General features: G+C 71.4%; 25 protein-coding genes and 3 pseudogenes. 15 read left to right on the top strand and 13 right to left on the bottom strand.

The genetic code is table 11. The features are described from left to right. Positions 1-13 precede the first annotated feature (13 nt). The gene (locus ACFQ3T_RS05765) at positions 14-1,003 is read right to left on the bottom strand and encodes an ABC transporter permease (protein ID WP_380720681.1); all 990 of its coding nucleotides are present in this window, start codon (positions 1,001-1,003) and stop codon (positions 14-16) included. 27 nt (positions 1,004-1,030) lie between these two features. Continuing rightward, entirely contained in the window at positions 1,031-2,719 is a 1,689-nt protein-coding gene (locus ACFQ3T_RS05760) for an ABC transporter substrate-binding protein (protein ID WP_380720678.1), read from the bottom strand. A gap of 521 nt (positions 2,720-3,240) precedes the next feature. Between ACFQ3T_RS05760 and ACFQ3T_RS05755 the strand changes: the two are divergent. Next, a pseudogene (locus tag ACFQ3T_RS05755) lies at positions 3,241-3,627 on the top strand (ROK family protein); the annotation flags it as partial. A 39-nt stretch (positions 3,628-3,666) separates the two neighbouring features. Beyond that, positions 3,667-4,170: pseudogene (locus tag ACFQ3T_RS05750) on the top strand (alpha/beta hydrolase family protein); the annotation flags it as partial. A gap of 26 nt (positions 4,171-4,196) precedes the next feature. On the opposite strand, the gene ybaK reads toward ACFQ3T_RS05750, so the two are convergent. Then, positions 4,197-4,673, bottom strand: a complete 477-nt coding sequence (ybaK, locus tag ACFQ3T_RS05745; protein WP_380720675.1) for a Cys-tRNA(Pro) deacylase — start codon at positions 4,671-4,673, stop codon at positions 4,197-4,199. 227 nt (positions 4,674-4,900) lie between these two features. Between ybaK and ACFQ3T_RS05740 the strand changes: the two genes are divergently transcribed. Continuing rightward, positions 4,901-5,524: a sigma-70 family RNA polymerase sigma factor gene (locus ACFQ3T_RS05740; RefSeq protein WP_380720672.1), complete on the top strand. Its 624-nt coding sequence runs from the start codon at positions 4,901-4,903 to the stop codon at positions 5,522-5,524. Next, entirely contained in the window at positions 5,524-5,847 is a 324-nt protein-coding gene (gene rsrA, locus ACFQ3T_RS05735; protein ID WP_380720669.1) for a mycothiol system anti-sigma-R factor, read from the top strand. The genes ACFQ3T_RS05740 and rsrA overlap by 1 nt, the downstream gene beginning before the upstream one ends. Before the next feature lie 137 nt (positions 5,848-5,984). Here rsrA and ACFQ3T_RS05730 read toward each other — a convergent pair whose 3' ends face one another. Further along, positions 5,985-6,059: a 50S ribosomal protein bL37 gene (locus tag ACFQ3T_RS05730; protein ID WP_096498094.1), complete on the bottom strand. Its 75-nt coding sequence runs from the start codon at positions 6,057-6,059 to the stop codon at positions 5,985-5,987. A gap of 108 nt (positions 6,060-6,167) precedes the next feature. On the opposite strand from ACFQ3T_RS05730, the gene ACFQ3T_RS05725 reads away from it, so the two are divergent. Together ACFQ3T_RS05725 and ACFQ3T_RS05720 are read left to right on the top strand one after the other, a co-directional pair. Then, the gene (locus tag ACFQ3T_RS05725; protein WP_380720666.1) at positions 6,168-6,383 is read left to right on the top strand and encodes a biotin/lipoyl-binding carrier protein; all 216 of its coding nucleotides are present in this window, start codon (positions 6,168-6,170) and stop codon (positions 6,381-6,383) included. Beyond that, positions 6,384-7,862, top strand: a complete 1,479-nt coding sequence (locus ACFQ3T_RS05720; RefSeq protein ID WP_380720762.1) for a histidine kinase N-terminal domain-containing protein — start codon at positions 6,384-6,386, stop codon at positions 7,860-7,862. Between the two features lie 127 nt (positions 7,863-7,989). Here the strand turns inward: ACFQ3T_RS05720 and ACFQ3T_RS05715 are convergent, their stop codons facing one another. Together ACFQ3T_RS05715 and ACFQ3T_RS05710 are read right to left on the bottom strand one after the other, a co-directional pair. Beyond that, positions 7,990-8,244, bottom strand: a complete 255-nt coding sequence (locus ACFQ3T_RS05715) for a WhiB family transcriptional regulator (RefSeq protein WP_015104912.1) — start codon at positions 8,242-8,244, stop codon at positions 7,990-7,992. A 241-nt stretch (positions 8,245-8,485) separates the two neighbouring features. After that, positions 8,486-9,430: a diacylglycerol/lipid kinase family protein gene (locus tag ACFQ3T_RS05710; RefSeq protein WP_380720663.1), complete on the bottom strand. Its 945-nt coding sequence runs from the start codon at positions 9,428-9,430 to the stop codon at positions 8,486-8,488. Between the two features lie 265 nt (positions 9,431-9,695). On the opposite strand from ACFQ3T_RS05710, the gene ACFQ3T_RS05705 reads away from it, so the two are divergent. The 3 genes from ACFQ3T_RS05705 (at position 9,696) to ACFQ3T_RS05695 (ending at position 11,975) form a co-directional block, all read left to right on the top strand. Beyond that, positions 9,696-10,094 carry a hypothetical protein gene (locus tag ACFQ3T_RS05705; RefSeq protein WP_380720660.1) on the top strand — a complete coding sequence of 133 codons (399 nt, stop codon included), beginning with the start codon at positions 9,696-9,698 and terminating at the stop codon, positions 10,092-10,094. Positions 10,095-10,220: 126 nt separating this feature from the next. Further along, positions 10,221-10,967, top strand: a complete 747-nt coding sequence (locus tag ACFQ3T_RS05700; protein ID WP_380720657.1) for a S1 family peptidase — start codon at positions 10,221-10,223, stop codon at positions 10,965-10,967. 222 nt (positions 10,968-11,189) lie between these two features. Beyond that, positions 11,190-11,975: an SAM-dependent methyltransferase gene (locus tag ACFQ3T_RS05695; RefSeq protein WP_380720654.1), complete on the top strand. Its 786-nt coding sequence runs from the start codon at positions 11,190-11,192 to the stop codon at positions 11,973-11,975. A gap of 35 nt (positions 11,976-12,010) precedes the next feature. Here the strand turns inward: ACFQ3T_RS05695 and ACFQ3T_RS05690 are convergent, their stop codons facing one another. Next, the gene (locus ACFQ3T_RS05690) at positions 12,011-12,460 is read right to left on the bottom strand and encodes a MarR family winged helix-turn-helix transcriptional regulator (protein WP_380720651.1); all 450 of its coding nucleotides are present in this window, start codon (positions 12,458-12,460) and stop codon (positions 12,011-12,013) included. A 72-nt stretch (positions 12,461-12,532) separates the two neighbouring features. Here ACFQ3T_RS05690 and ACFQ3T_RS05685 point away from each other — a divergent pair, with 72 nt between their 5' ends. Then, positions 12,533-13,033, top strand: coding sequence for a hypothetical protein (locus ACFQ3T_RS05685; RefSeq protein WP_380720648.1), 501 nt, complete (start codon positions 12,533-12,535; stop codon positions 13,031-13,033). Here ACFQ3T_RS05685 and ACFQ3T_RS05680 read toward each other — a convergent pair. The 5 genes from ACFQ3T_RS05680 to sodN all read right to left on the bottom strand — a co-directional run bounded on the left by ACFQ3T_RS05680 (position 13,008) and on the right by sodN (position 15,315). Beyond that, positions 13,008-13,493, bottom strand: coding sequence for a GNAT family N-acetyltransferase (locus ACFQ3T_RS05680; RefSeq protein WP_380720645.1), 486 nt, complete (start codon positions 13,491-13,493; stop codon positions 13,008-13,010). The genes ACFQ3T_RS05685 and ACFQ3T_RS05680 overlap by 26 nt on opposite strands. Beyond that, the gene (locus ACFQ3T_RS05675; protein ID WP_380720642.1) at positions 13,486-14,091 is read right to left on the bottom strand and encodes a histidine phosphatase family protein; all 606 of its coding nucleotides are present in this window, start codon (positions 14,089-14,091) and stop codon (positions 13,486-13,488) included. Before ACFQ3T_RS05675 ends, ACFQ3T_RS05680 begins: the two co-directional genes overlap by 8 nt. A gap of 46 nt (positions 14,092-14,137) precedes the next feature. Beyond that, positions 14,138-14,281, bottom strand: a complete 144-nt coding sequence (locus ACFQ3T_RS05670) for a hypothetical protein (RefSeq protein WP_380720639.1) — start codon at positions 14,279-14,281, stop codon at positions 14,138-14,140. Continuing rightward, entirely contained in the window at positions 14,278-14,766 is a 489-nt protein-coding gene (locus ACFQ3T_RS05665) for a GNAT family N-acetyltransferase (protein WP_380720636.1), read from the bottom strand. The genes ACFQ3T_RS05670 and ACFQ3T_RS05665 overlap by 4 nt, the downstream gene beginning before the upstream one ends. Before the next feature lie 129 nt (positions 14,767-14,895). Continuing rightward, positions 14,896-15,315 carry a superoxide dismutase, Ni gene (sodN, locus tag ACFQ3T_RS05660; protein ID WP_073891370.1) on the bottom strand — a complete coding sequence of 140 codons (420 nt, stop codon included), beginning with the start codon at positions 15,313-15,315 and terminating at the stop codon, positions 14,896-14,898. Between the two features lie 78 nt (positions 15,316-15,393). On the opposite strand from sodN, the gene ACFQ3T_RS05655 reads away from it, so the two are divergent. Further along, positions 15,394-15,720: a S24 family peptidase gene (locus tag ACFQ3T_RS05655; RefSeq protein WP_380720633.1), complete on the top strand. Its 327-nt coding sequence runs from the start codon at positions 15,394-15,396 to the stop codon at positions 15,718-15,720. On the opposite strand, the gene ACFQ3T_RS05650 is transcribed toward ACFQ3T_RS05655, so the two are convergent. After that, positions 15,717-16,310: a dTDP-4-dehydrorhamnose 3,5-epimerase family protein gene (locus tag ACFQ3T_RS05650; protein WP_380720630.1), complete on the bottom strand. Its 594-nt coding sequence runs from the start codon at positions 16,308-16,310 to the stop codon at positions 15,717-15,719. The two genes, ACFQ3T_RS05655 and ACFQ3T_RS05650, sit on opposite strands and share 4 nt — an antisense overlap. A gap of 437 nt (positions 16,311-16,747) precedes the next feature. Between ACFQ3T_RS05650 and ACFQ3T_RS05645 the strand changes: the two genes are divergently transcribed. The 4 genes and pseudogenes from ACFQ3T_RS05645 to ACFQ3T_RS05630 all read left to right on the top strand — a co-directional run. Then, positions 16,748-17,938, top strand: coding sequence for an NAD(P)-dependent malic enzyme (locus tag ACFQ3T_RS05645; RefSeq protein ID WP_380720628.1), 1,191 nt, complete (start codon positions 16,748-16,750; stop codon positions 17,936-17,938). A gap of 223 nt (positions 17,939-18,161) precedes the next feature. Next, positions 18,162-21,356 carry a sensor domain-containing protein gene (locus tag ACFQ3T_RS05640; protein ID WP_380720625.1) on the top strand — a complete coding sequence of 1,065 codons (3,195 nt, stop codon included), beginning with the start codon at positions 18,162-18,164 and terminating at the stop codon, positions 21,354-21,356. Positions 21,357-21,405: 49 nt separating this feature from the next. Next, on the top strand, positions 21,406-21,909 hold the full coding sequence (locus ACFQ3T_RS05635) for a YbaB/EbfC family nucleoid-associated protein (RefSeq protein WP_380720622.1): 504 nt from the start codon (positions 21,406-21,408) through the stop codon (positions 21,907-21,909). Further along, a pseudogene (locus ACFQ3T_RS05630) lies at positions 21,906-22,428 on the top strand (hypothetical protein); the annotation flags it as partial. The gene ACFQ3T_RS05635 and the pseudogene ACFQ3T_RS05630, both read left to right, overlap by 4 nt.

Genomic DNA, 22,428 nt, shown 5'->3' with positions numbered 1-22,428 from the left:
TCCGTCCTCCTTCTCAGCCGCTGACGCGGGTGCGCGGGTCGATGACGGCGTACAGCAGGTCGACCACGAGGTTCGCGCCGAGCACGGCGACCGTGATCACGAGGAAGATGCCCTGCATGAGGGCGTAGTCGTTGTTCTGCACCGCCTGCAGGAGCTTCGACCCGATGCCGGGGTACGAGAACACCTGCTCGGTGATGATGGAGCCGGCCACGACGAACCCGAGCGAGATCGCGAAGCCGGCCACGGACGGCAGCACCGCGTTGCGGGCCGCGTACTTGATCATGATCCGGGAGTCGCGCAGGCCCTTGGCCTTGGCGGTGAGCACGTAGTCCTCGGAGGTCGCGGACACCATCATGTTGCGCATGCCGAGCAGCCAACCGCCGACCGACGAGATCACGATGGTCAGCGCGGGCAGCGTGCCGTAGTAGATCGCCGAGCCGATGAAGTCGGCGTTCCAGCCCGGCGACAGGATGACGTCGTAGCCGCCCTGCAGCGGGAACCAGCCCCACGCCGAGGACAGCACCGCGACCAGGATCAGGGCCAGCCAGAAGTACGGCACGGCGGCCAGGACGGTGGTGGCGGGCACCAGGCTGTCGAGCCAGGTGCCGCGCCGCCAGCCGACGAACGTGCCCAGGACGATGCCGAGGGCGAACGACAGGAACGTCGCGATGCCGACGAGCATCAGGGTCCAGGGCAGGGCTTCCGCGATGATCTGGGACACCGGTGTCGGGAAGGAGCTCACCGAGATGCCCAGATCACCGCGGAACATGTTGCCCAGGTACGAGACGTACTGCTGGAAGAGCGACTCCCCGCTGTTCGTGCCGAGCAGCAGTTCGTACGCCCTGCGGGCCGACGGGTCCACGGTTCCGCCGCGTTGCGCGAGCTTCGCCATGAGGATGTCCACCGGGTTGCCCGGCATGAGCCTCGGGATGAAGAAGTTCAGCGTCAGCGCCGCCCAGAGGGCGACCAGGTAGAACGCGAACTTTCGGGCGTAGTACCTCATCGGTCCGCCTATCGGTCACTCAGTCGATCACTGGCCGGCCGGCTTGAGCTTCAGGTAGACCTCGGAGGCCTCGGGGCGCGCCCAGACGGCGGGGAACGCGTAGAGGTCGTCCTTCGTGGGCCAGCCCGTGAACTTCTTGGCGTTGTACTCGCTGGTCGTGCCGCCGGTCAGGACCGGGATGTACGGGATCGACTCCTCGATCTCGGTCTGGATCGTGTCCAGGTACGGCTGGCGCGCGGCGGCGTCCTCGGGGTCGACGCCCTTCAGCGCGGTGAGCGCGGCGTCCACGTCGGGGTTGGAGAACCGGGAGAAGTTCGGGTTCGCCACCTCGCCGACCTTGGCCGTGGTCGCGGTGCTGAAGAAGTACGACGCGTTGTAGAACGGGTCCGGGGCCGGGCCCTGGTGCAGCGAGTCGATCAGCAGCTCGAACTGGCCGCGACCGCGCGCGTCGGACCACTCGTTCCAGGAGACCTGCTGCGCGGTGACCTTGATGCCGACCTTCTGCAGCTGCTGGCTCATCGTGTCGACGGCGGTGATGTAGTCGGTCCAGCCGGCGACGACCTTGAGGGTCATGGCCAGCGGCTTGCCGTCCTTCTGGTAGGTCCCGTCGCCGCCCTTGGTGTAGCCGGCGGCCTCCAGCAGCTGCGTGGCCTTGGCCTCGTCCGGCTGCATCGGGGCCGTCTTCTCCTTCAGCTTCGAGGAGACCTGGTCCTTGTCGCGCTCCAGCAGCGCGGCGCCCGGCGACACCTCGCTCGCCGTGTTCTCGAAGGCCAGCGCGTTGATCTGGGTGCGGTTGAGCGCGTAGTAGATCGCCTTGCGCACGGCCACGTCGGTCTGCGGGCCCTGGCAGCCGAGGTCCGCGTTCGAGCAGGTGAAGAGGGCGACCTGGTTCATCGGGATGGTGACGGCCTTGTAGCCCGGGTAGTTCTTCTCGACGTTGGCGATGTCCGGGACGGGGCCGGTCTGCCAGTCGATCTGGCCCTGCTTCAGCGCGGCCTCACCGGACTGGTTGCCCGACAGCGCCAGGTAGCGGACCTTCTTCAGCGCGGGCGCGCCGGAGTGGTAGTCCGGGTTCGCCTTGAGCGTGAACGCCTGGCCCTTGAACTCGTCCAGCATGAACGGGCCGGTGCCGACGGGTTCCTTGATGACATCGGTCGACGGGGTCGCGATGTCCTTCCACTTGTGCTCCGGGACCATCCAGATCCGGCCGAGCACCTGCGGGCCCTCCATGTAGGACGGCTCGGTGAACTTGATCGACACGTGGGTGTCGTCGACCGCGGTCGCGACGCCCTTGTAGCCGGTGCTGTTCATCGTCGCGTTCTTGGAGACCATGTCGAGGGTGAAGACGACGTCCTTGGCGGTGAACTTCTGCCCGTCGGTCCACTTGGCGTCGTCGCGGAGCTCGACGTCCAGCCGGGTGCCGTCCTCGTTCCACTGGAAACTCTTGCCCAGGCGGGGCCTCGGCTCGACGTCGCGGATGTTGTTGAAGAAGAACAGCGGCTCGAAGATCGTGCCAGGGCCCTCGATCTGGGTCGGAGAGAACGGGTTGAAGTTCAGCTGCCAGTCACCGGACTGGCCGGTGTACACGATCAGCGTGTCCTTGTTCTCGTCGTTGCCCGCGCTCGATCCGCCACACGCGGTTGCGAGCATGGCGACCGCGGCCAGTCCGGCCGCCGCCGTGCGCGCCCGTGAGAAGCGCCTTGCCTTCAGGAACATCGTCGATTCCTCTCGTGGCCCGAGACCGGCCGCGGTCCCGCGTTGAGGCAGATTGTTAAGTCATCGAAGAAACGAAGTCAACACCTCGGCGTCATCTGCCGGTCAAGTTGCTACCCTTCGACCGGCGAACGAACTAAGACGCGGGGGACCACGTGAGCGGACCGGCGCGGGCGACGCAGCACGCGAGCAGCAAGTCGGCGGTGCTCGACGTGATCCGCGCGGCGGGCACCATCAGCCGCGTCGGCCTGATCAACGCCACCGGCTTCACCGGCGCCACCATCTCCACCGTCGTCCGCAAGCTCATCGACGAGGGCCTGGTCGTGGAGACCGGTCGGGCGGAGTCGACCGGCGGCAAGCGACGCGTGCTGCTGCAGCTCAACCACTCCTCCCGGTACGCCGTCGGCGTGCACCTCGACCACGCGGGCATCACGTACGTGCTGACCAATCTGGGCGGCTCCGTCGTCGCGCGCATCTCGCGGGCGGGCGCGGGCGGGGCCGAGCCGCGGACCGTCGTGGCGCGGATGGCGGCCGAGGTGGAGGGCCTGATCGCCAGCGTCGGCGTCGACCACCAGCGGGTGCTCGGCCTGGGGCTCGTGTCACCGGGGCCGTTCAGCTCGAACACCGGCATGGGCCTGACCCCGCCCGCCATGCGCAAGTGGGAGGACTTCCCGCTCGACCAGGCGTTGCAGCAGGCCACGAGCCTGCCCGTGGTGCTCGACAACGACGCGACCGCGGCGGCGCTGGGCGAGCACTGGTCCGGCGGCATCGGCGGCACGGCCATCTCGGCGGCCCTCTACATGGGCACGGGCATCGGCGCGGGCATCGTCATCAACGGCATCACCTACCGCGGGACCAGCGGGAACGCCGGCGAGATCGGCCACATCTGCGTGGACGCGAACGGGCCGGAGTGCTGGTGCGGCGCGCGCGGCTGCGTCGAGGCGCTGGCCGGTCCGGCGACCGTGGTGGCGGCGGCCCGCGCGGCGGTGGACGTCGGCGTGCACGTGGCGCTGGTGGAGCAGCCGTACCGGGTGGCGGGCCGACGCGCGCCCGCGCCCGCCAAGCAGCTCGACGCGGCGTGGCTCGCGGTGGCGGAGGACCTGAACTCCCGCTGGTTCGACGACCTGCCGATGGTGTTCGGCGGCCGGTCGTCCGGCGCGCGCGTGGCGTGCCGGACGTCGGCCGAGGGTCAGGCGGCGGCGGTGCTGTGCCTGGCGTTCCCGGTGCACCCGCCGGGCAAGCCGGACAAGGACCGGATGCCCGAGCTGGACGACGTCGAGGTGTCGACCCTGGTGGTGCAGGGCGAGAACGACCCGTTCGGCCGCCCGGCGCCCGCGCACCACCGGGACGTCGTGCTGCTGCCCGGCGACCACAACCTCAAGGCCGACCTCGACGGGGTGCGCCGGGCGGTCGGCGAGTGGCTGGACCGCGTGCTGCGCCCGCTCGAGGTCTGACCGGCGGCCCTACGCCGAGACCGGCCCTACGCCGAGATCGGCGCGACGACCGCCTGGGTGAGCCTGACCAGGTCTTTCGGCGCGATCTCCACTTCCAGTCCGCGACGGCCCGCCGAGCAGTGGATCGTGTCCAGGGCTTCGGCCGACGCGTCCAGCACCAGCGGCAGCCGCTTCTTCTGCCCCAGCGGCGAGATGCCGCCCGCGACGTAACCGGTGGCCCGCTCGGCCGCCGCGACGTCGGCCATCCTGGCCTTCTTCCCGCCCACGGCGGCCGCCAGCGCCTTCAGGTCCAGCTGCCCCGTCACGGGCACCACGCCCACGACGAGCTTGCCGTCCACGTCCGCGACCAGCGTCTTGAACACCCGTTCGGGCGGGACGCCGAGGGCCTCGGCGGCCTCCAGCCCGTACGACTCGTGGCGGGGGTCGTGCTCGTACGCGTGCAGCGTGTAGGCCACCTTCTGCTTGTCCAGCAACGCGGTGGCGGGCGTCCCACGTCCGGCCATGATCGCGCACACTAGTGCAGCACCACCCGCGGGGAATGACCGGCGAGGCCTGCGCGTTGGTGCGGAACGTGGCTACCGAGGTGATGGATCAGCAGGTCGGCAGGCAGGTCAAGGCACGTCCACCGCGTGGCTCGGCTCACTGCCGTCCCGGCGACCGCCGCGTATCCTCGACTGCGTCCCAGACAGTTCCGTCCACCGCGCTGACCAGCGGGTGGGAAGGGAGCGCGGTGCCAGCCACGCGAACGCAGGTCACGCCGACTGACGAGACAGCGGTCGAGCGCGCAGCGAGATTCGAGCGCGACGCGATGCCGATGCTCGACCAGTTGTACTCGGCGGCCCTGCGGATGACCCGCAACCCGGCCGACGCCGAGGACCTCGTCCAGGAGACGTACCTGAAGGCGTACGCGGCTTTCGCGTCGTTCTCCGCCGGCACGAACCTCAAGGCCTGGCTGTACCGCATCCTCACGAACACCTACATCAACGGCTACCGGAAGAAGCAGCGCCAGCCGATCCAGCAGCCGACGGACGAGATCACGGACTGGCAGCTCGCCCAGGCCGAGAGCCACACGTCGACCGGGCTGCGCTCGGCCGAGGTCGAGGCGATGGACCTGCTGCCCGACTCAGACATCAAGGAAGCCCTGCAGCGGTTGCCCGAGGAATTCCGGATCGCGGTGTACCTCGCGGACGTGGAGGGCTTCGCCTACAAGGAGATCGCAGACATCATGGGCACCCCGATCGGCACCGTGATGTCCCGGTTGCACCGGGGCCGCAGGCAGCTCCGCGACCAGTTGGCGGACACCGCACGCGAGCGCGGGTTCCTGCGTTCCGGTCAGCAGGAGGTGGCGGGCTGATGAGCTGCGGCGAACCCCACGAGACGGACTGCTCGGAAGTCCTGGCCGAGGTGTACCTGTTCCTCGACCACGAGTGCGACGAGAAGCGGAAGCAGCTGCTCCAGACGCACCTGCAGGAGTGCCACCCGTGCCTGGAGCAGTACGGCATCGAGGAGCACCTGAAGGCGCTGCTGGCCCGCAAGTGCGGCGGCGAGCACGCGCCCGAGGAGCTGAGGCGCAGGCTGAGGGCCCGGCTCTACCAGACGACGGTCGAGGTCGACGTCGAGGTCCGCACGACCACCACGACGACCACCACGTCCTCCGCGTCCGAGCCGACGGCCTGACCGCCGCACCCGTGACGACGGCCTGACCGCCACGTCCGACGGCCCGGGCGTCGTGCGTCGGCGCACGCGCGAAGCCGCAGTGAGACCGAAGGCCCCGGAGCACGGAGCTCCGGGGCCTTCGCACGCCGTGAAGTCGATCAGGCGTTGGGGCGCTTCCCGTGGTTGGCGCCACCCTTCTTGCGGTCGCGGCGCTTGCGGGCACGCTTCGACATGGGGTTCTCCTAGTGCTCGAACTACCTCCCGACAGTGTGTCACGAGGTCACCTGGCCACCGCACGGGGTCTGAATCGTGGTTGGATGAGCCCCGAACGAAGGAGGACCATGGCCGAGGAAATCCGGGCCGAGATCGTCGCGAACGTGGCTCAGATCGCCGTCAAGGAGGGTGACGAGGTCACCCACGAGACCACCGTCGTGGTGCTCGAGAGCATGAAGATGGAGATCCCGGTCCTCCCCGAGGGCGCCGGCCGGATCACCCGCATCGCCGTCGCGGCGGGTGACGTCGTCCAGGAGGGCGACCTCATCGCGGTGGTGGAGTAGCTGTCCACGCTCACCGACCTGCTGGCCGAGCACACCAAGCTCTCCGGCGCCGCCGTCGACCACCTGCAACTGGTGGTCGCGGAGTGGCAGCTGCTGTCGGACCTCAGCTTCGCGGACTTCCTGATGTGGGTTCCGCTGGACGACACCACGTTCCTGTGCGTCGCCCAGGCCAGGCCCACCACCGCGCCGACCGCGCACCCCGAGGACGTCGTCGGCAGCATGGTGGACGTCGAGGAGCACCCGCAGCTGCGGCGCGCCGTCACCGACGCCCGGATCTGCCGCGAGGAGGACCCGCGCTGGCACCTGGGCGTGCCGGTCCGCCGTGAGGCGATCCCGGTCAAGCGGAACGGCGAGGTCATCGCGGTCCTGAGCCGGAACACGAACCTGGCCGTGCCGCGCGTGCCGAGCCCGCTGGAGATCTCCTACCTGGGCAGCGCCGCCGACCTGTGCCAGATGATCGCCGACGGCACGTTCCCGACCACCGAGCCGTCCCCGGACGTGCACACCAGCCCGCGGGTCGGCGACGGCCTGATCCGGCTGGACGCGTCGGGCGCGGTGGTGTTCGCGAGCCCCAACTCGCTGAGCGCCTACCACCGCATGGGCCACGCGTCCGACCTGGTCGGCGTGCACCTCGCGCCGCTGACCCGGTCGCTGATCGGCGACCCGTTCGACGCCACCGAGGTGGCGCAGCGCATCCGGGCCGCGCTGGACGGCCAGCCGAGCATGCGCATCGAGGCCGAGTCCCGCCGCGGCGCGGCCGTGCTGTTCCGCGCCCTGCCGCTGCGGCCGCGCGGCAGCGGCGCGGGCGCGCTGGTGCTGTGCCGGGACGTCACCGAGGTCCGCCGCCGCGACCGCGCCCTGATGTCCAAGGACGCGACGATCCGCGAGATCCACCACCGGGTGAAGAACAACCTCCAGACCGTGGCCGCGCTGCTGCGCCTGCAGAGCAGGCGGACCAGCAGCGAGGAGGCGCGGGACGCGCTGGCCGAGTCGGTCCGCCGGGTGACGTCCATCGCGCTGGTGCACGAGACGCTGTCCATGTCGGTGGACGAGCGGGTCGACCTCGACGACGTGGTGGACAAGGTCATCCCGATGATGTCGGACGTGGCCGCCACCGAGTCCCAGGTCGTGGTGCGCCGCGAGGGGCCGTTCGGCATCGTGCAGGCCGAGCTCGCGACCCCGCTGGTGATGGTGTTGACCGAACTCGTGCAGAACGCGTTCGAGCACGCGTACGCGGCGGGTCAGCGCGGCGAGGTCGTGGTCCACGCGGAGCGTTCCGCCAAGTGGCTCGACGTCGTGATCTCGGACGACGGCCGCGGGCTGCCCCAGGGCTTCTCGCTGGAGCGCACCGACCGGCTGGGTCTGCAGATCGTCCGGACGCTGGTGGAGTCCGAACTCAGGGGCTCGTTGAGCTTGCGGCGGCGGCCCCGAGGCGGTACTGAGGCGGTCCTGCGCGTGCCGCTCCGAGCGCGGCGTTAGACTGCTCCCGTGCACACGTGGCGACCTGCCTCAGCGGAGTCACGTGGGTCACGCGGGAGGGTGTGCAACAACAACGAAGGGCCCGACACCTGGCACGGTGTCGGGCCCTTCGTGTGTGCTTGTCAGCTCAGGCGTTGCTGCGAGCCCGGGTGCGGGCGTTGCGACGCTTGAGGGCGCGACGCTCGTCTTCGCTCATCCCGCCCCACACGCCGGCGTCCTGGCCGCTCTCGAGTGCCCACGCGAGGCAGTCGGAGACGACGGGGCAGCGACGGCAGACGGTCTTCGCCTCGGCGATCTGCAGGAGCGCAGGACCGCTGTTCCCCACGGGGAAGAACAGCTCGGGGTCCTCGTCGCGGCAGATCGCGCGGTGGCGCCAGTCCATTGGAACTACTCCTCAGCTAGGCGCGCGCGAAGGCGCGCCACTCGTCAGCGGTCGGTTTTGGGGTGCTTGTGAATGCTTTCACGAACGGCCGGGATGTCAAGGGTTTAGCACCAACCCGGTGAGTGAACTCACCCGAAAGATCGACTGAGTTCACCTGGGGTTTCACGGAGAGGTGTCACACCAGGTCAACACATCGCGGATCGGTACCGAGCCGGTCACACCACGGTCACACCGTTCGCGCTCACACAGCCACGGTCAGCGCACCCCGCACTGCAGTGAACTCCACCTCGGTGCACGCGCCGAGCAGGTCGCCGTCGACCTGGAGGTTGACGGGTTCCGGACTCGTGACCCTCACGAACTCAACGTCATCGCGCCGGAGCAGGTTCCCGCCACGGGGGTTCCCGTCCGTGGCCAGAAGATGCGTCACGTAACGAAGAACTGTGGGCAATCCCATTCCGTGGAGCGCGAACAGCCCGAGTCCGCCGTCGAACGACGTGCTGGGGTTGAGTCGAATGGCCTTGTCGCCGAGGTAGGTCCACGGGTCGGTGTTCGAGACGAACGCGAGTCGGACGTCCTCGAACGACGGTTCGTCCGGAATGCGCACGGTCAACGTGGACGGCCGCCTGCGCTGGGTGAAGTAACTGGTCAAGGCGGTGCGCGCGTAAAGGGCGGGCGAGGCCTGGCGGCCCTTGGCACGTTGCTGCTCGACGCCCGCGACCACGTCGGCGTCCCAGCCGACTCCCGCGTTGAACGTGAACCAGCGGTCGTGGTCGGCGCCCGCGCCGGTCGCGGCCACGTGGCCGAGGCTGACCTTGCGGCTGGTGCCGTGCTCGATGGCCTGGAGGAGGCGGTAGGTCGCCTCGACGGGGTCGCGCGGCAGGCCGAGGGCGCCCGCGAAGACGTTGGCCGACCCGCCGGGCACCACGCCGAGCATGGGCAGGCCCGGCTCCGCGCCCCCGCGCAGCACGCCGTTGACCACCTCGTTGACGGTCCCGTCGCCACCGTGCGCGACGACGAGGTCGTAGCCGTCCACGACGGCTCCCGCGGCGGCGTCCGCCGCGTGCCCCCGGTAGTCGGTCTCGACGACGTCGAGCTTCACGTCGCTGGCCAGCGCGTGCGCGAGCACGTCCCGGCCGGCAGGCGTGGTCGCCGTCGCCTGCGGGTTGACCACCAGAAGTGCGCGCACCCTCGCAGCGTAAGACAGTGCGTGACCTCAGGCTGGACGCGCGTCACCCGGTAGGAGGGATCGGAGTGCCCGAAAGTGGTCGACGTCTCCTTTGTGCGTCTCCTTCCGCGTCGCAATCCCGAGCGTCCGCGACAAGTGCACCCCGACCCGACCGCCGGCTCGCCGAAGACTCCTGTGATCTTCGCCCCTGCGGCGGTCGAACGGGACACGCCAACCGGGTGGCCTACGATGCGTGACGAGTACTCACCGTGAGGAAAGGTCCAGCGTGACGCCCCAGAGCAAGGTCCCACCGGCGGTCCGGGCGGCCGGCGCGCTCACCGCGTTGCAGGGCCTGGCGGCGCTGGCGTTCGCGGTCGCGCTGGTGGTGCGCGCGTTCAGCGCGGAGAAGGCCGGCGAGGTGCTGGGTGAGGCCGCGTACTTCGCGGTGCTGGCGGCCGGCGTGCTCGCGGCCGGGGTCGGCCTGGTGCTCGGCAGGCACTGGGGCCGCACGCCGGCGGTGGTCGTGCAACTGCTCCTGCTGGGCGTGGCCTGGTACATGTACGGGCCGTCCGGGCGGCAGCTGTGGGGCTCCCTGCTGGGCGTGTACGCCGTCGGCACGCTGGTGCTGCTGTTCACGAACCCCGTGCGCCGGTGGGCGCTGGGAGTGGACGAAGAGGACGAGTAGGGCATTCGGCCGTCGACCATCGTCTGTGTGATCGCCGACTAACGGCGGGTGGTCACTGTCACTCCGACGAGTGACGCTGTGGGTGGTGAATTCACCACTCCCTGCGTTCGTTGAGGTGACAACTCCATGCGACTCAATCGCGCCCTGTCCGCGGTGGTCGGAGCCACTACCGCCCTGCTGTCGGCGCTCGCGCTGACCGCCCTCGCCCCCGCGGCCTCCGCCCAGGAGGCCGACGTCCAGCCGTACATCATCGGCGGCGGCACGGCGACCAACGCCCCCTGGGCGGCCCGCCTGTTCCGCAACGGCCAGCAGAACTGCTCGGCCACCATCATCGCCCCGACCTGGGTCCTGACCGCGCAGCACTGCGTGGCCAGCTCCGGCACGTACACGTTCCGGATCGGCAGCCTGGACCAGACCACCGGCGGCACGATGGCCACGGCCACGCAGATCATCCAGCACCCGTCGGCGGACCTCGCGCTGGCGCGCCTGGACCGCTCGGTGGCGGGCACGTACGCGCCGCTCGGCACGACGACCGCCGTGGCCGTCGGCCAGACCGTGCAGCTCTACGGCTGGGGCGCCACGTGCACCAACCAGCCGGAGATCAACTGCCAGTCGCGGTACCTGAAGTACGCCAACACGCGCGTGACGTCGGTCAACGGGCGTGACTACCGCGGCGGCATCGCCATCTCGGTGTCCCGCATCGACGGCATCGCCGCGGGCGGCGACTCGGGCGGCCCCATGTTCGCCACCAGCCCGGTCGACGGCCGCCGCTACCAGGTCGGCGTCGCGTCCACGAGCGACCGCTCGACCCGGTCGAACTACACCGCCGTCACCCGCTACCGCGACTGGATCCGCTCCTACGCCGGCGTGTGACCGAACTCCCCGGCCGAGGGGGCAGGACCCTTCCCCTGCGCCGCCCCCTCGGCCGGGGCACCACCCGCCCGGAATCCGGGCACCTCACCAGTCACGATCACCCTGCGTGCTCACGTTCGGCGGATGGACACGAACGGAGTAGCGAGATACCGTCTGACAGGCGTTCGCGCCGCTCCGGGTGCAGGCAGGGTGAGGTGCGCAGTGCAGAACCCCCCGAGGTGGGTGTCGACCAACAGTGACGTCGAGCGACCCAACGTGGCCCGGTTGTACGACTACTACCTGGGCGGGGCGCACAACTTCGCGGTCGACCGGGAGTTCGCCGAGCAGTCGATGAAGCAGATCCCGACCGCCGAGATGGTCCAGCACACCCGCGCGTTCCTGCGCCGGGCCGTGCGCCTCTGCGTGGAGCGCGGCATCCGCCAGTTCCTCGACCTCGGGTCCGGCATCCCGACCGCGGGCAACGTCCACGAGGTCGCCCAGCAGGCCGACCCGACGTGCCGCGTCGTGTACGTGGACAACGACCCCGTCACCATCGCGCACAGCCGCAGCATGCTGCGCGACAACCCGGGCGCCGCCATCGCCGACGCCGACATCCGCGACGTCGCCGCGGTCCTGGCCACCCCCGAGGTGCGCGGGCTGCTCGACCTGTCCCGGCCGGTCGCCGTGCTGATGGTCGCGATCCTGCCGTACATCCCCGACTCCGACGGCCCGGCCGAGCTGGTCGGCCGCTACCGCGACGCGGTCGCCGACGGCAGCTACCTGGTGATCAGCCACCTGACCGCCGACGAGCAGCCCGAGATGGTGCGCAAGCTGGTCGGCGTGGCGGCCCAGACGGACTCGCCGATCGTGGCGCGGTCCAAGTCCGACATCGAGGCGATGCTCGACGGGTTCGACCTGCTGGACCCGGGGCTGGTGCTGGCCGCGTCGTGGCGGGGCGAGGGCGAGCCGGAGACCGGCGCCGAGGCGGTCGCGTACGGCGCGGTGGGCGTGAAGCGCCCGAACGCCTGACCCCGTCGGCAGGGGCCGCGCATCGGCGCGGCGGCTCACCGCCGCTTGGCTGAGGGTTCCGAGGCGTCGCCGAGCAGACGGGTCTGCTCCTTCAGCACGTCGACCGTGCGCACGACCCAGTCCGCGATCACCTGCTGTTCCTGCGGGCTGTAGCGCGCGGCGACATCCTTCATCGCCGCGCTGAGGCCGGCGAAGACCTCGCCGAACGCGCCGGGGATCGCGCTGATCACCACGCGCCTGCGGTCGGCGGGGTCGGGTTCGCGGCGCACCAGGCCCGCGCGTTCGAGCCGGTCGGCGACGCCGGTGACCGCGCCGGGCGTCAGGTTGATCTCCTTCGCCAGCTCGCCCGCCGACATCGGCCCCTTGCCCGCGATGAGCGCGAGCGCGCGCTGGTCGACCGCCGTGACGCCCAGGCGTGCGCCCACGGCCTCGTGGAACGCGACGACCGCCGTGCTCAGCTCACGTCCCAAGTCCCGCGGGTCCATGCGATCACTTTACCGCAGAAGATATTTCAGTACACTGAACTAAAAGGTTCGAGGATCGAAGGGGTGGGTCGAGTGGGGTCGGAGTTGAGGCTGGCGTGGGAGGTGCCGCGGTGGGCCGGGCGCTTCTACCTGCGGCACTGGGCCGTGGTCGTGGGGTTGTCCCTGGTCGCGTCCGTGCAGCGGCTCGTGGTGGTGAACTGGGGCGACGCCGTGCCGGACGGGGTGGCGTTCGCCTCGGAGGTCGTCGTGGCGGCCGCACGGGTGCTCCTCGTGGTCGTGATCTGGCGGCTGGCGACCAGGGGCGAGCGGCCGCGGTGGGCGAACGCGCGGTCGTTCGCCTCGCGGCACTGGCCGAGCCTGCTGTGGCAGGGGGCGTTCCTGGCGGTGGCGTTCCTGGTGTTCGACGTCGTCACCGAGCACGTCGTCGGCGGCCTGCTGCCCGAGTCGGCGCGGCAGACCTACCTGGCCGTGCTGCTGTTCGTGAAGAACCCGACCGTCATCGCGTTCACGTTCGTGTGGTGGGTCGGGCTGGTCCGGCAGGCGGCCGTCAGCCGTCCCGTCCCAGTCGGGTGAGGGAGTCGTCGGTGAGGCGGAAGACCGTCCACTCGTCCATCGGGATCGCGCCGAGCGACTTGTAGAAACCGATCGCGGGCGAGTTCCAGTCGAGCACCGACCACTCCAGCCGCGCGTAGCCGCGGGCCACGCACTCCTGCGCGAGGGCTTGCAGCAGGGCCCGGCCGAGGCCGCTGCCGCGCTGGTCCGGCCGGACGTACAGGTCTTCGAGGTAGATGCCGTGCGTGCCGCGCCAGGTGGAGAAGTTGAGGAACCACAAGGCCATGCCGACGACCTGACCGTCCACTTCGGCCACGTGGCCGAACAGGGCGGGGGACGGGCGGAACAGCGCGTCGTGCAGCTGCTCGACGGTCAGGTGGCACTCGGCGCGGGCGCGCTCGTACTCGGCCAGCTCCTCGGCCAGCCGGACCGCGGCGGGCACGTCGTCCTCCCGGATGCGCCGGACGCGGGGGTCAGTCAAGGTCGAACTCCCAGGCCGGGACGTTGAGCCGGCGCACCTGCGGGTCGCCGCGCTCGTCGCCGAGCACCGTCGTGCCGGCCGGGTCCAGTCCGAAGTGGACACCCTCGCTCGGCGGCAGGTTGAGCCACGTGGCGATCAGGACGCGGCTGAAGTGCCCGTGCCCGACCAGCACGACGTCGCCGCTGAGCAGCGCGTGCCGGGCGCGGTCCAGCACCTTGGCCGCGCGCGTCCGCACCTCGTCGTGCGTCTCGCCGTTCGGCACGGCGTGCGACCAGACCGTCCAGCCGGGGTCGGTCTCACGGATCTGCGGGGTGGTCAGGCCCTCGTAGTCGCCGTAGTTCCACTCGCCGAGCTCTTCGGTGCGCTCCACGTCGTGCAGACCGGCCAGCTCGGCCGTCCGCCACGCGCGCTGCCGGGGGCTGCTGAGCACCAGCGCGGGCGGCAGGTCCGTGCCGCGCAGGCGGGCCAGCACCGCGCCGGCGCGTCGCGCCTGCTGCACGCCGGTCTCGGTCAGGGGGACGTCGGTCAGCCCGGTGTGCCGCCCGCTCTCGGACCACTCGGTTTGACCGTGCCGGAGCAGGTAGACGTGTGAGGTCACGGCCCGAGCTTACGGTTGCCGCGGTCGCCGGGTGGTGCGTGCCCCGTCACGTCGGACCGCCGCCCTCCCCCGAGCCGGACGGCGGTTCGACCCGGCGCGACGGTCGGATGCGGGGCAGGTCGGCCAGGGGGTCGCCGGCGAAGTGCTGGACGATCGGCGAGCCCGGCAGCAGGTCCCGCGGCCCGATCACGCGCGCCGAACGCCTGCGCCGAGCGGCAGGTGGAACCGGGTGTGGGTCTCGAGTTCGGCGATGGGCCGGAAGCCGAGGCGCAGGAGCAGCGCGACGCTCCGGTCGTTGCCGCGGGTGACCCCGGCGAAGACGTCGGTGGCGCCGGACGCGCGGGCGTGCCCGAGGACGGCCGCGCAGGCCGCCGTGGCGTAGCCGTGCCCGGTGGCGTCGTGGGCGAGCCAGTAGCCGAGGCCGTACCGGGGCGGGTCGACGTGCGTGAGGTCGACGCGGCCGACGAGGCGGTCGCCGAGGCGGATGCCGTAGCGGTCCGGCACGGGTTCGGACAGGTGCGCGGCGACCCAGGCGGGCGTCCCGCCGGCCTCGTCGCGGTGGTCGCCGTGGCGGCTGAGGTGGTCGCGGTTGCGGTCGAGGAGGGCGTAGTAGGCCGGGGCGTCCGCCGCGGTCAGCGGCGTGAGGACGAGCCCCGGTACCGACGTGCCGAGCACCGTCGCCTCCTCCGTGCCCCACCGACCACGCGAAACGGCGCCGACCATGCGAAACGGCACTGACCACGCGAAACGGCGCCGGCCGGGCGGAAGAGTCCCGCCGGCCGGCGCCGTCCCACGAGCCGAAGATCAGGCCGCGGCCTTGGTCTCCCAGAAGATCTTGTCGATCTGGGCGATCAGGTCGAGCAGCTCCTGGCCCTTGGCGGGGTCCATGGAGCCCTTGGCGCCGGACGCGCCGGCGGCCTTGGTGGCCCGGTTGAACAAGTCGTGCAGCTCCGGGTACTTCTCGAAGTGCGGCGGCTTGAAGTAGTCGGTCCACAGCACCCACAGGTGGTGCTTGACGAGCTCCGAGCGCTGCTCCTTGATCAGGATGGCGCGGGCGCGGAACTCGGGGTCCTCGTTCGCCTGGTACTTCTCCTGAATCGCCTTGACCGACTCGGCCTCGATCCGGGCCTGGGCCGGGTCGTAAACACCGCACGGGAGGTCGCAGTGCGCGGTGGCCTCCAGGAGCGGGCGGCGGAGTGAACGGATGCGCGACAGAAGTCGCATCTTTCCTCCCTGACAGTGGATGCTCCGACGCGTCGAACCCTACTCCGGGGCCTCGGCGGGAGCAGGTGGAGGTGATCGTTGGCACGGCCCGAAGGCAACCCGTTGCCGCTGGTTCGGGTGGTCGGACCCTCGATGGTCCCCACCCTGCGGACCGGCGACGTCGTCGTGGTCGGCTACCGGCGCGCGCCGCGGCCGGGTGATCTTGTGCTGGTCAGGTGGCCGGCGCGGCCCGATCAGGTGTCGGTCAAGCGGGCGGTCCGGGCGGACGGCGACGGCTGGCACGTGGAGGGCGACAACCCGTTCGCCTCGACGGACTCGCGCACGTTGGGGCCCGCGGTGGTGCTGGGCGTCGTCCGGTTCCGGCTCTGGCCGCGGCCGCGTCCGCTCGGACGGCGCCGGCGTTAGCGGCGGAGCTTCTCGTACCAGGCGACGCAGTCGTCGTACGACGGCAGCAGCCCGGCGTCCCGCGCCTCCGCGAACGACGGCGCGGCCGCGTCCTTGGGCGACAGCAGCGGCGTCACGTCGGTCGGCCACGGCAGGTCCAGCGACAGCGGGTTCACCGCCCGCTCGGCCTTCGGGTTGAACGCCTCGGAGCACAGGTACGACGCGATCGTGCCGTCCTCCAGCGCCATCAGCGCGTGGCCGAGGCCCTCCGCGAGGTAGATCGCGTTGAACGCGTCCGGGGACAGCTCCACCGCGTCCCACTCGCCGAACGTGGGCGAGCCCACCCGCAGGTCGACGACGACGTCCAGCATCCGGCCCCGGGGGCAGTGCACGTACTTGGCCTGACCGGGCGGGGTGTCGGCGAAGTGCACCCCGCGCACCACGCCCCGCTTGGACTCGCTGTGGTTGGTCTGGGCGACCCGCAGGGGGTGGCCGACGGCGGCGGCGAACGCACCCTCCTGGTACGGCGCGACGAAGAGGCCCCGGTCGTCGGGGAACACCGATGGTGTGAATTCGAACGCGCCGGAAATTTTCAGCTCACGTGCCTGCATGGCGCCCACCCTAGAACGCGCCGGCTCTTGACCGATCCTGCCTGCGGAAACCGACTGGTCGGTGCAGAAAACCGGACGTACGTTCTGTGAAGACCCCCTCTGACCTGCGGAAAAACTGTGATCCCCGCCGCAGACAGCGGCCGGCGACACTGCCATGCTGGCCCGCACACCGCCACAGGGCCGCCACGCAGACCGCGTGGGCGAGCCCGCAGCCAGGCCCCGTCGACCCGCGTGACAACGCCGGTCCCGGTGCGCCGCAGGAATCGCGCACCGCAGGAGGGACTTCCGTGACCGCATTGAACGACCCGTCCCAGATGAATCAGGCTCAGCTTCCGACCCAGGCGAATCCCGCGCAGGCGAATCCGGCCCGGGTCAATCCGAATCCGACGCGGGTGGATTCGACCCGGATGGATTCGACGCGGGTGGATTCGACCCGGATGGATTCGACCCCGGCGAATTCGACGCCCGCGTCGGCCGCGCTGACCGACGAAGAGATCTTCCGCGCGCACGAGGGCGGCAAGCTGGCCGTCGAGGCGACCGCGTCCCTGGCCGACCCGCGGGCGCTGGCCATCGCCTACACGCCGGGCGTCGCCCGCGTCAGCCGCGCCATCGCCGAGGACCCGGCCCTCGCCGCCAAGTACACGTGGGCGCACCGCCTGGTGGCCGTGGTCAGCGACGGCACCGCCGTGCTCGGCCTCGGCGACATCGGCCCGAGCGCGTCGCTGCCCGTCATGGAGGGCAAGGCGGCGCTGTTCAAGACGTTCGGCGGCCTCGACTCCATCCCGCTGGTGCTGAACACCACGGACGTGGACGAGATCGTGGAGACGCTGGTCCGGCTGCGCCCGTCGTTCGGCGCGGTCAACCTGGAGGACGTCGCCGCGCCGCGCTGCTTCGAGCTCGAGGCCCGGCTCATCGAGGCGCTGGACGTGCCGGTCATGCACGACGACCAGCACGGCACGGCGGTCGTGGTGCTGGCGGCCCTGCGCGGCGCGAACACCGTCCTCGGCAAGGACGTGGCGAACCAGCGCGCGGTCATCTCCGGCGCGGGCGCGGCGGGCGTGGCCTGCGCGAAGATCCTGCTGGCGGCGGGCATCGGCGAGGTCACCGTGGTCGACTCGCGCGGCATCGTGCACGTGGGCCGGGACGGGCTCAACCCGGTGAAGGCACAGCTGGCCGAGGTCACCAACGGCAGCGGCCTGCGCGGCGGGATCGCCGAGGCGCTGCGCGGCGCGGACGTGTTCGTCGGCGTCTCGTCGTCCCTGGTGCCGGAAGAGCTGATCGCGAGCATGGCGGACGACTCGATCGTGTTCGCCCTGTCCAACCCCGACCCCGAGGTGCACCCGGAGGTGGCCGGCCGGCACGCCGCCGTCGTCGCCACGGGTCGCAGCGACTTCCCGAACCAGATCAACAACGTCCTCGCGTTCCCCGGCATCTTCCGCGGCGCGCTGGACGCGGGCGCGAAGAGGATCACCGAGGGCATGAAGCTCGCCGCCGCGAACGCCATCGCCGCGGTGGCCTCGGACGACCTCGCCGTCGACCGGATCGTGCCCAGCGCGCTCGACCCGCGCGTCGGCCCGGAAGTGGCCGCCGCCGTGGCCTTGGCAGCTCGGCAAGACGGAGTAGCCTGACTCCAGTCGGAGTTGGGAGAGCTCCGGCCGCATCCGCCCAAATCGCTCAATCGGGGAACGAAACCACGACTGTGTTGTTTCGTTAGCCCGTTGAGGGGTGGGCGATGACGCTCCGAAGCGCTACCGTCCCTCTCCTCGGGTGAATATTGCCCGTGGAGAGGGACGCCGTTTTCGGGTGCGGTCGGGCCGGTCATCCCTGCCGTAGACACGGGAAGGTGGGACCGTGCCCAAGCGGGTTGGACGCGCTCCGGTGGTGCTCGACACTGCACGGCCGGAGAACGGCGAGGTGACGCTGGACGGCATCGCCCTGCCCGAAGCGGCCTCCCTGCTGTGCGACCCCAAGGGTGTCGTCATGCGGGCGAGCGCCGCCGCGGTGGCGTTGACGAAGGTCCGGTCCTCCGACGACCTCATCGGCCGGTCCCTCGGCGAGCTGCTGCTGGGCAGCGCCGAGGACCTGCGCCTGCACCAGGCGGACGGCGCGCTGCTGCCGGTGCGCGTCGTGCGCATCCAGGTGCCCGGCACCGGTTTGCACGCCGTGCAGCTCGTGGACGTCTCCGACCTGGCCCAGGCCGCCGAGGACCTGCGCGACGAGCAGCGGAGGCTGCGCACCGTGCAGCGGGTCGCGCAGATCGGCTCGTGGGAGTACGACCCGGACACCGGCGTGACGGTGTGGTCGGAGTCGCACTACGAGATGATGGGCGTGCGGCCCGGCGAGGTCGTCCCCGGCGCGCAGGCCGTCCTCGACGTCGTGCACCCGGACGACTACGAGATGGTCGCGAGCTACTGGGCGAACCGCGAGCTGGACGGCAACCCCATCGACATCGTCTACCGGATCATCCTGCCCGACGGGCAGTTGCGCTGGATCCGGGGCGTGGCCGAGGCGAAGCTCAGGTCCGACGGCCGCACCCAGTTCATCACCGGCTACATCCGCGACATCACCGACCAGTGGCGGGCCGACCGCGCCCTGGAGACCGAGCGCGCGCGCCTGCTGGAGGCGCAGCGCATCGCCCGCATGGGCAGCTGGAGCTACGAGATCCAGACCGGCGCCGTGCACCGCAGCGAGGTGCTGCTGGAGATGTACGCCGAGCTGGGCGTCGTCCCCGACGACGACCTGCTGTGCGGCGTGCACCCGGAGGACCGCGGCCTGCTGGAGGACCTGCGCCGCAAGCTCCTGCACCCCGACGACGACGGCGCCCGCGAGGGCCGCACGTTCGAGGCCGAGGTGCGCAGCGAGCTGGGCGACCGCGTCTACGTGTGCCGGGCCCGCGCCGAGTTCGAGGGCGGCAAGGTCAACCGGCTGCACGGCACCATCCAGGACGTCACCGAGGCCCGCGCGCTCGAACGGCAGCTGCGGGACGACCGCCGCCGCCTCGCCGACGCGCAGAAGGCCGCGCAGCTCGGCGTCTGGGAGTGGAACCTCCAGACCGGCGACGTGGTGTGGTCCGACATGCTGGTCGACCTGTTCGGGGTGTCCCGCGAGGAGCACACCCGCTACCAGACCTACCTCGACCTCGTGCACCCCGACGACCGCGCCTGGGTCGACGACCTGTGGCAGCAGCTCGCGAACGAGGAGGTGCCGATCCAGCTGGAGCACCGGATCGTGCGCCGCGACGGCAAGCTGCGCGTGTTCCGCTGCTACGGCGTCGTGGTCAAGGGCCCGGACGGGCTGCCGCTCGCCGTCGGCACCGCGCAGGACATCACCGAGCAGCGCGCCGCCGAGACCAGGATGAAGCGGTCCAGCCAGCGGTTCGCGGACCTCGTGTCCCTGACGCCCGTCGGCATCGGCCTCTTCGACGAGGGCGAACGCCTGGTCGACGCGAACGACGCCCTGTGCGACCTGCTCGGCATGGACCTGGAGCAGCTGCGCGGCATGACCGCGAGCCAGCTCACCCACCCGGACGACCACGGCAACCCGCTGCCGTCGATCAGCGGCATGACCGCGCCGGACGCCGAGCGCACCCACAAGATCCCGCAGCGCATCCTGGTGCGCCGCGACGGCGTGCAGGTGTACTGCGAGCTGCACGTCGCGCTGTCCGTGCAGGACGACGGCCGCCGGTTCTGGCTCATCGTGTTCCAGGACATCACCGAGCGCCGCCGCACCGCCGAGGCCCTGCGCCACCAGGCGACCCACGACGAGCTGACCGGCCTGCCGAACCGGGCGCTGGTCAAGGAGATGCTGGGCGACCTGCTGGAGTCGCCGGACCGGTCCAAGGTCGCGGTGCTGTTCTGCGACATCGACAACTTCAAGCGGGTCAACGACTCCCTCGGCCACGACGCGGGCGACGAGCTGCTGGTGGCGTTGGCGCGGCGGCTCGAGGGCGGACTGCCCGACGGCTGCACGGCGGCCCGCCTGTCCGGCGACGAGTACGTGATCATCTGCGAGAACATCGACCAGGTCGGCGGGGTGGACGCGCTGGCCACGAAGGTCGCCGGGCTCCTGCGCACGGCGGTGCCCGTGCACGGCCAGCTGGTCCGGGTGTCGGCGTCCATCGGCGCGGCCGTGCCGAACGGCTCGCGGGCCACCGGCAACGACCTGCTGCGGTTCGCCGACGCGGCGATGTTCGAGGCCAAGCGGTCCGGCGCGGGCCGGGTGTCGCTGGCCAGCGCCGCGCTGATCGCGTCGGCCGACCGGCAGGTGCACCTGGAAGGCCAGTTGCGGGACGCGTTGGCGCACGACGGGCTCACGCTGCACTTCCAGCCCGTGGTCGGCGTGGACGGCGTCGTGCAGACCGCGGAGGCGCTGGTGCGCTGGCCGCACCCCGACCGGGGCCTGCTGCCGCCGGACGTCTTTTTGCCCGTGGCCGAGCAGGGCGACCTGCTGCGCGAGCTGGACCGCTGGGTGCTGCGGACCGCGTTGAAGGAAGCCTCGACGTGGCCCGCGCCGAACGACCAGCCGGTGTCGGTGGCGATCAACCTCGCCGGGCTCGTGCCGGGCGACCCCGAGTTCGTCGACATCGTGGCCGACGCGATCGCCGAGGCCGGCATGCCGTGGGACCGGGTCGTGCTGGAGCTGGTGGAGACCGCGCTGGTCGACCTGCCGTCGCGGGTGCGCCAGTCGATGGACGAGCTGGTCGAGCGCGGCATCCGGTTCGCGGTGGACGACTTCGGCACCGGCTACTCGTCGCTGGCGCGGTTGAAGGACCTCCCGGCGCAGATCATCAAGGTCGACCGCCGGTTCGTCTCCGGCGTGGGCAACGACTCGTCGGACTTCGCCGTGGCGCGGGCCGTGGTCGACATGGCGCGGGCGATGGGCCGCAAGTGCGTGGCCGAGGGCGTGGAGACGGCGACGCAGTTCCACGTGCTGCGCGGCGTCGGCGTCGACGCCTACCAGGGCTGGCTGTTCTCGCGGCCCGTGCCGCCGAAGGAGTTCCGCGCGGTGCTGGCACTTGGACCGTTGCACATCCCGCGGGCCGGGTGATCCGGAATACTCCACGGTCGGTGGAGGTCTGGAGTAGGGGGACGATCCGGTGGACCCGGCACGCATGATCGCCGACCTGGAGACCAAGGCGCGCGAGCTGGCCCGGCGGTCGCGGGAGGTGCAGGACGGCATCCGCGCCGTGGCGGCCACCGTGCGCTCGCCCGACGGGTGGGTCACCGCGACGGTCGCGCCCAACGGCGCGTTGCGCGACATCTCGTTCTCCCTGCCCGCGGAGGGGTTGTCCGACGCCCAGCTCGGGTGGGTCGTGATGACGACCGTGCAGCGGGCGCAGGCGCAGGTGGCCCGTCAGGTGGCGGAGGTCGTGCAGCCGGACTTCGCGGGCACGGCGGCGATGGAGTTCATGGCGGCCTACCTGCCGGACGAGCCGCGTGCGGACGTGCCGCGTGCGGACCAGCCGCGTGCGGACGTGCCGGTGGGCGTGCGTGCGGACGTGTCGGCGGGCGTGCCGCGTCGGGAGCCGGAGCCGTCCGACCTGCCGTTGCCGCGCAGCCTGTGGTGCCCGGCGGAAGCCGGCGAGCCGTCGTCGCGGTGAGCGGGATCGAGGCCCGGCCGCGTGCGGCGGTGGAGCGTGCGGCGATCGCCGACGGGCTGGCCGGGGCCGGGTTGGACGGTGAGGCGTTCGGGTTGTTCCTGCGGTTCTTCGCCGAGGGCGCGCGTGACCTGACGGCCCGTGCGGCCGAGGGCGTTCGGCCGCCCGCGGTGGGCGTGCCGGGTGCGCCTGGGGTGCCTGGGGTGCCTGCGCCGGCTGACGGGACGACTCGTGAGGCGGACCCGTCCGCCGACCAGGCGCCCTGGGAGCCGGACGCCGACCTGGCGCTGGCCTCGGCGTGGCTGGACACCCTGGGGCTCGTGCTCGACCCGTTGGCGCCGTTGGCCGAGGTCGGGTGGCTGGTCGAGCACGTCGCGCTCCTCAACGCGCCGCTCGACTGGCTGGCGGGCGACGGCGACCGGATCAGGGACGCCGTCGGCCGGTGGCGGCGGGCCGCGGTCCACCTCGACCGCCACGCCCGCGACGATCGCGACGCCGCGTCGGCCGCCGATGCCCGTGCCG

The organism is Saccharothrix hoggarensis (assembly GCF_042678885.1).
Classification (GTDB): domain Bacteria; phylum Actinomycetota; class Actinomycetes; order Mycobacteriales; family Pseudonocardiaceae; genus Actinosynnema; species Actinosynnema hoggarensis.
This window is presented reverse-complemented; position numbering and strand designations above follow the sequence as displayed.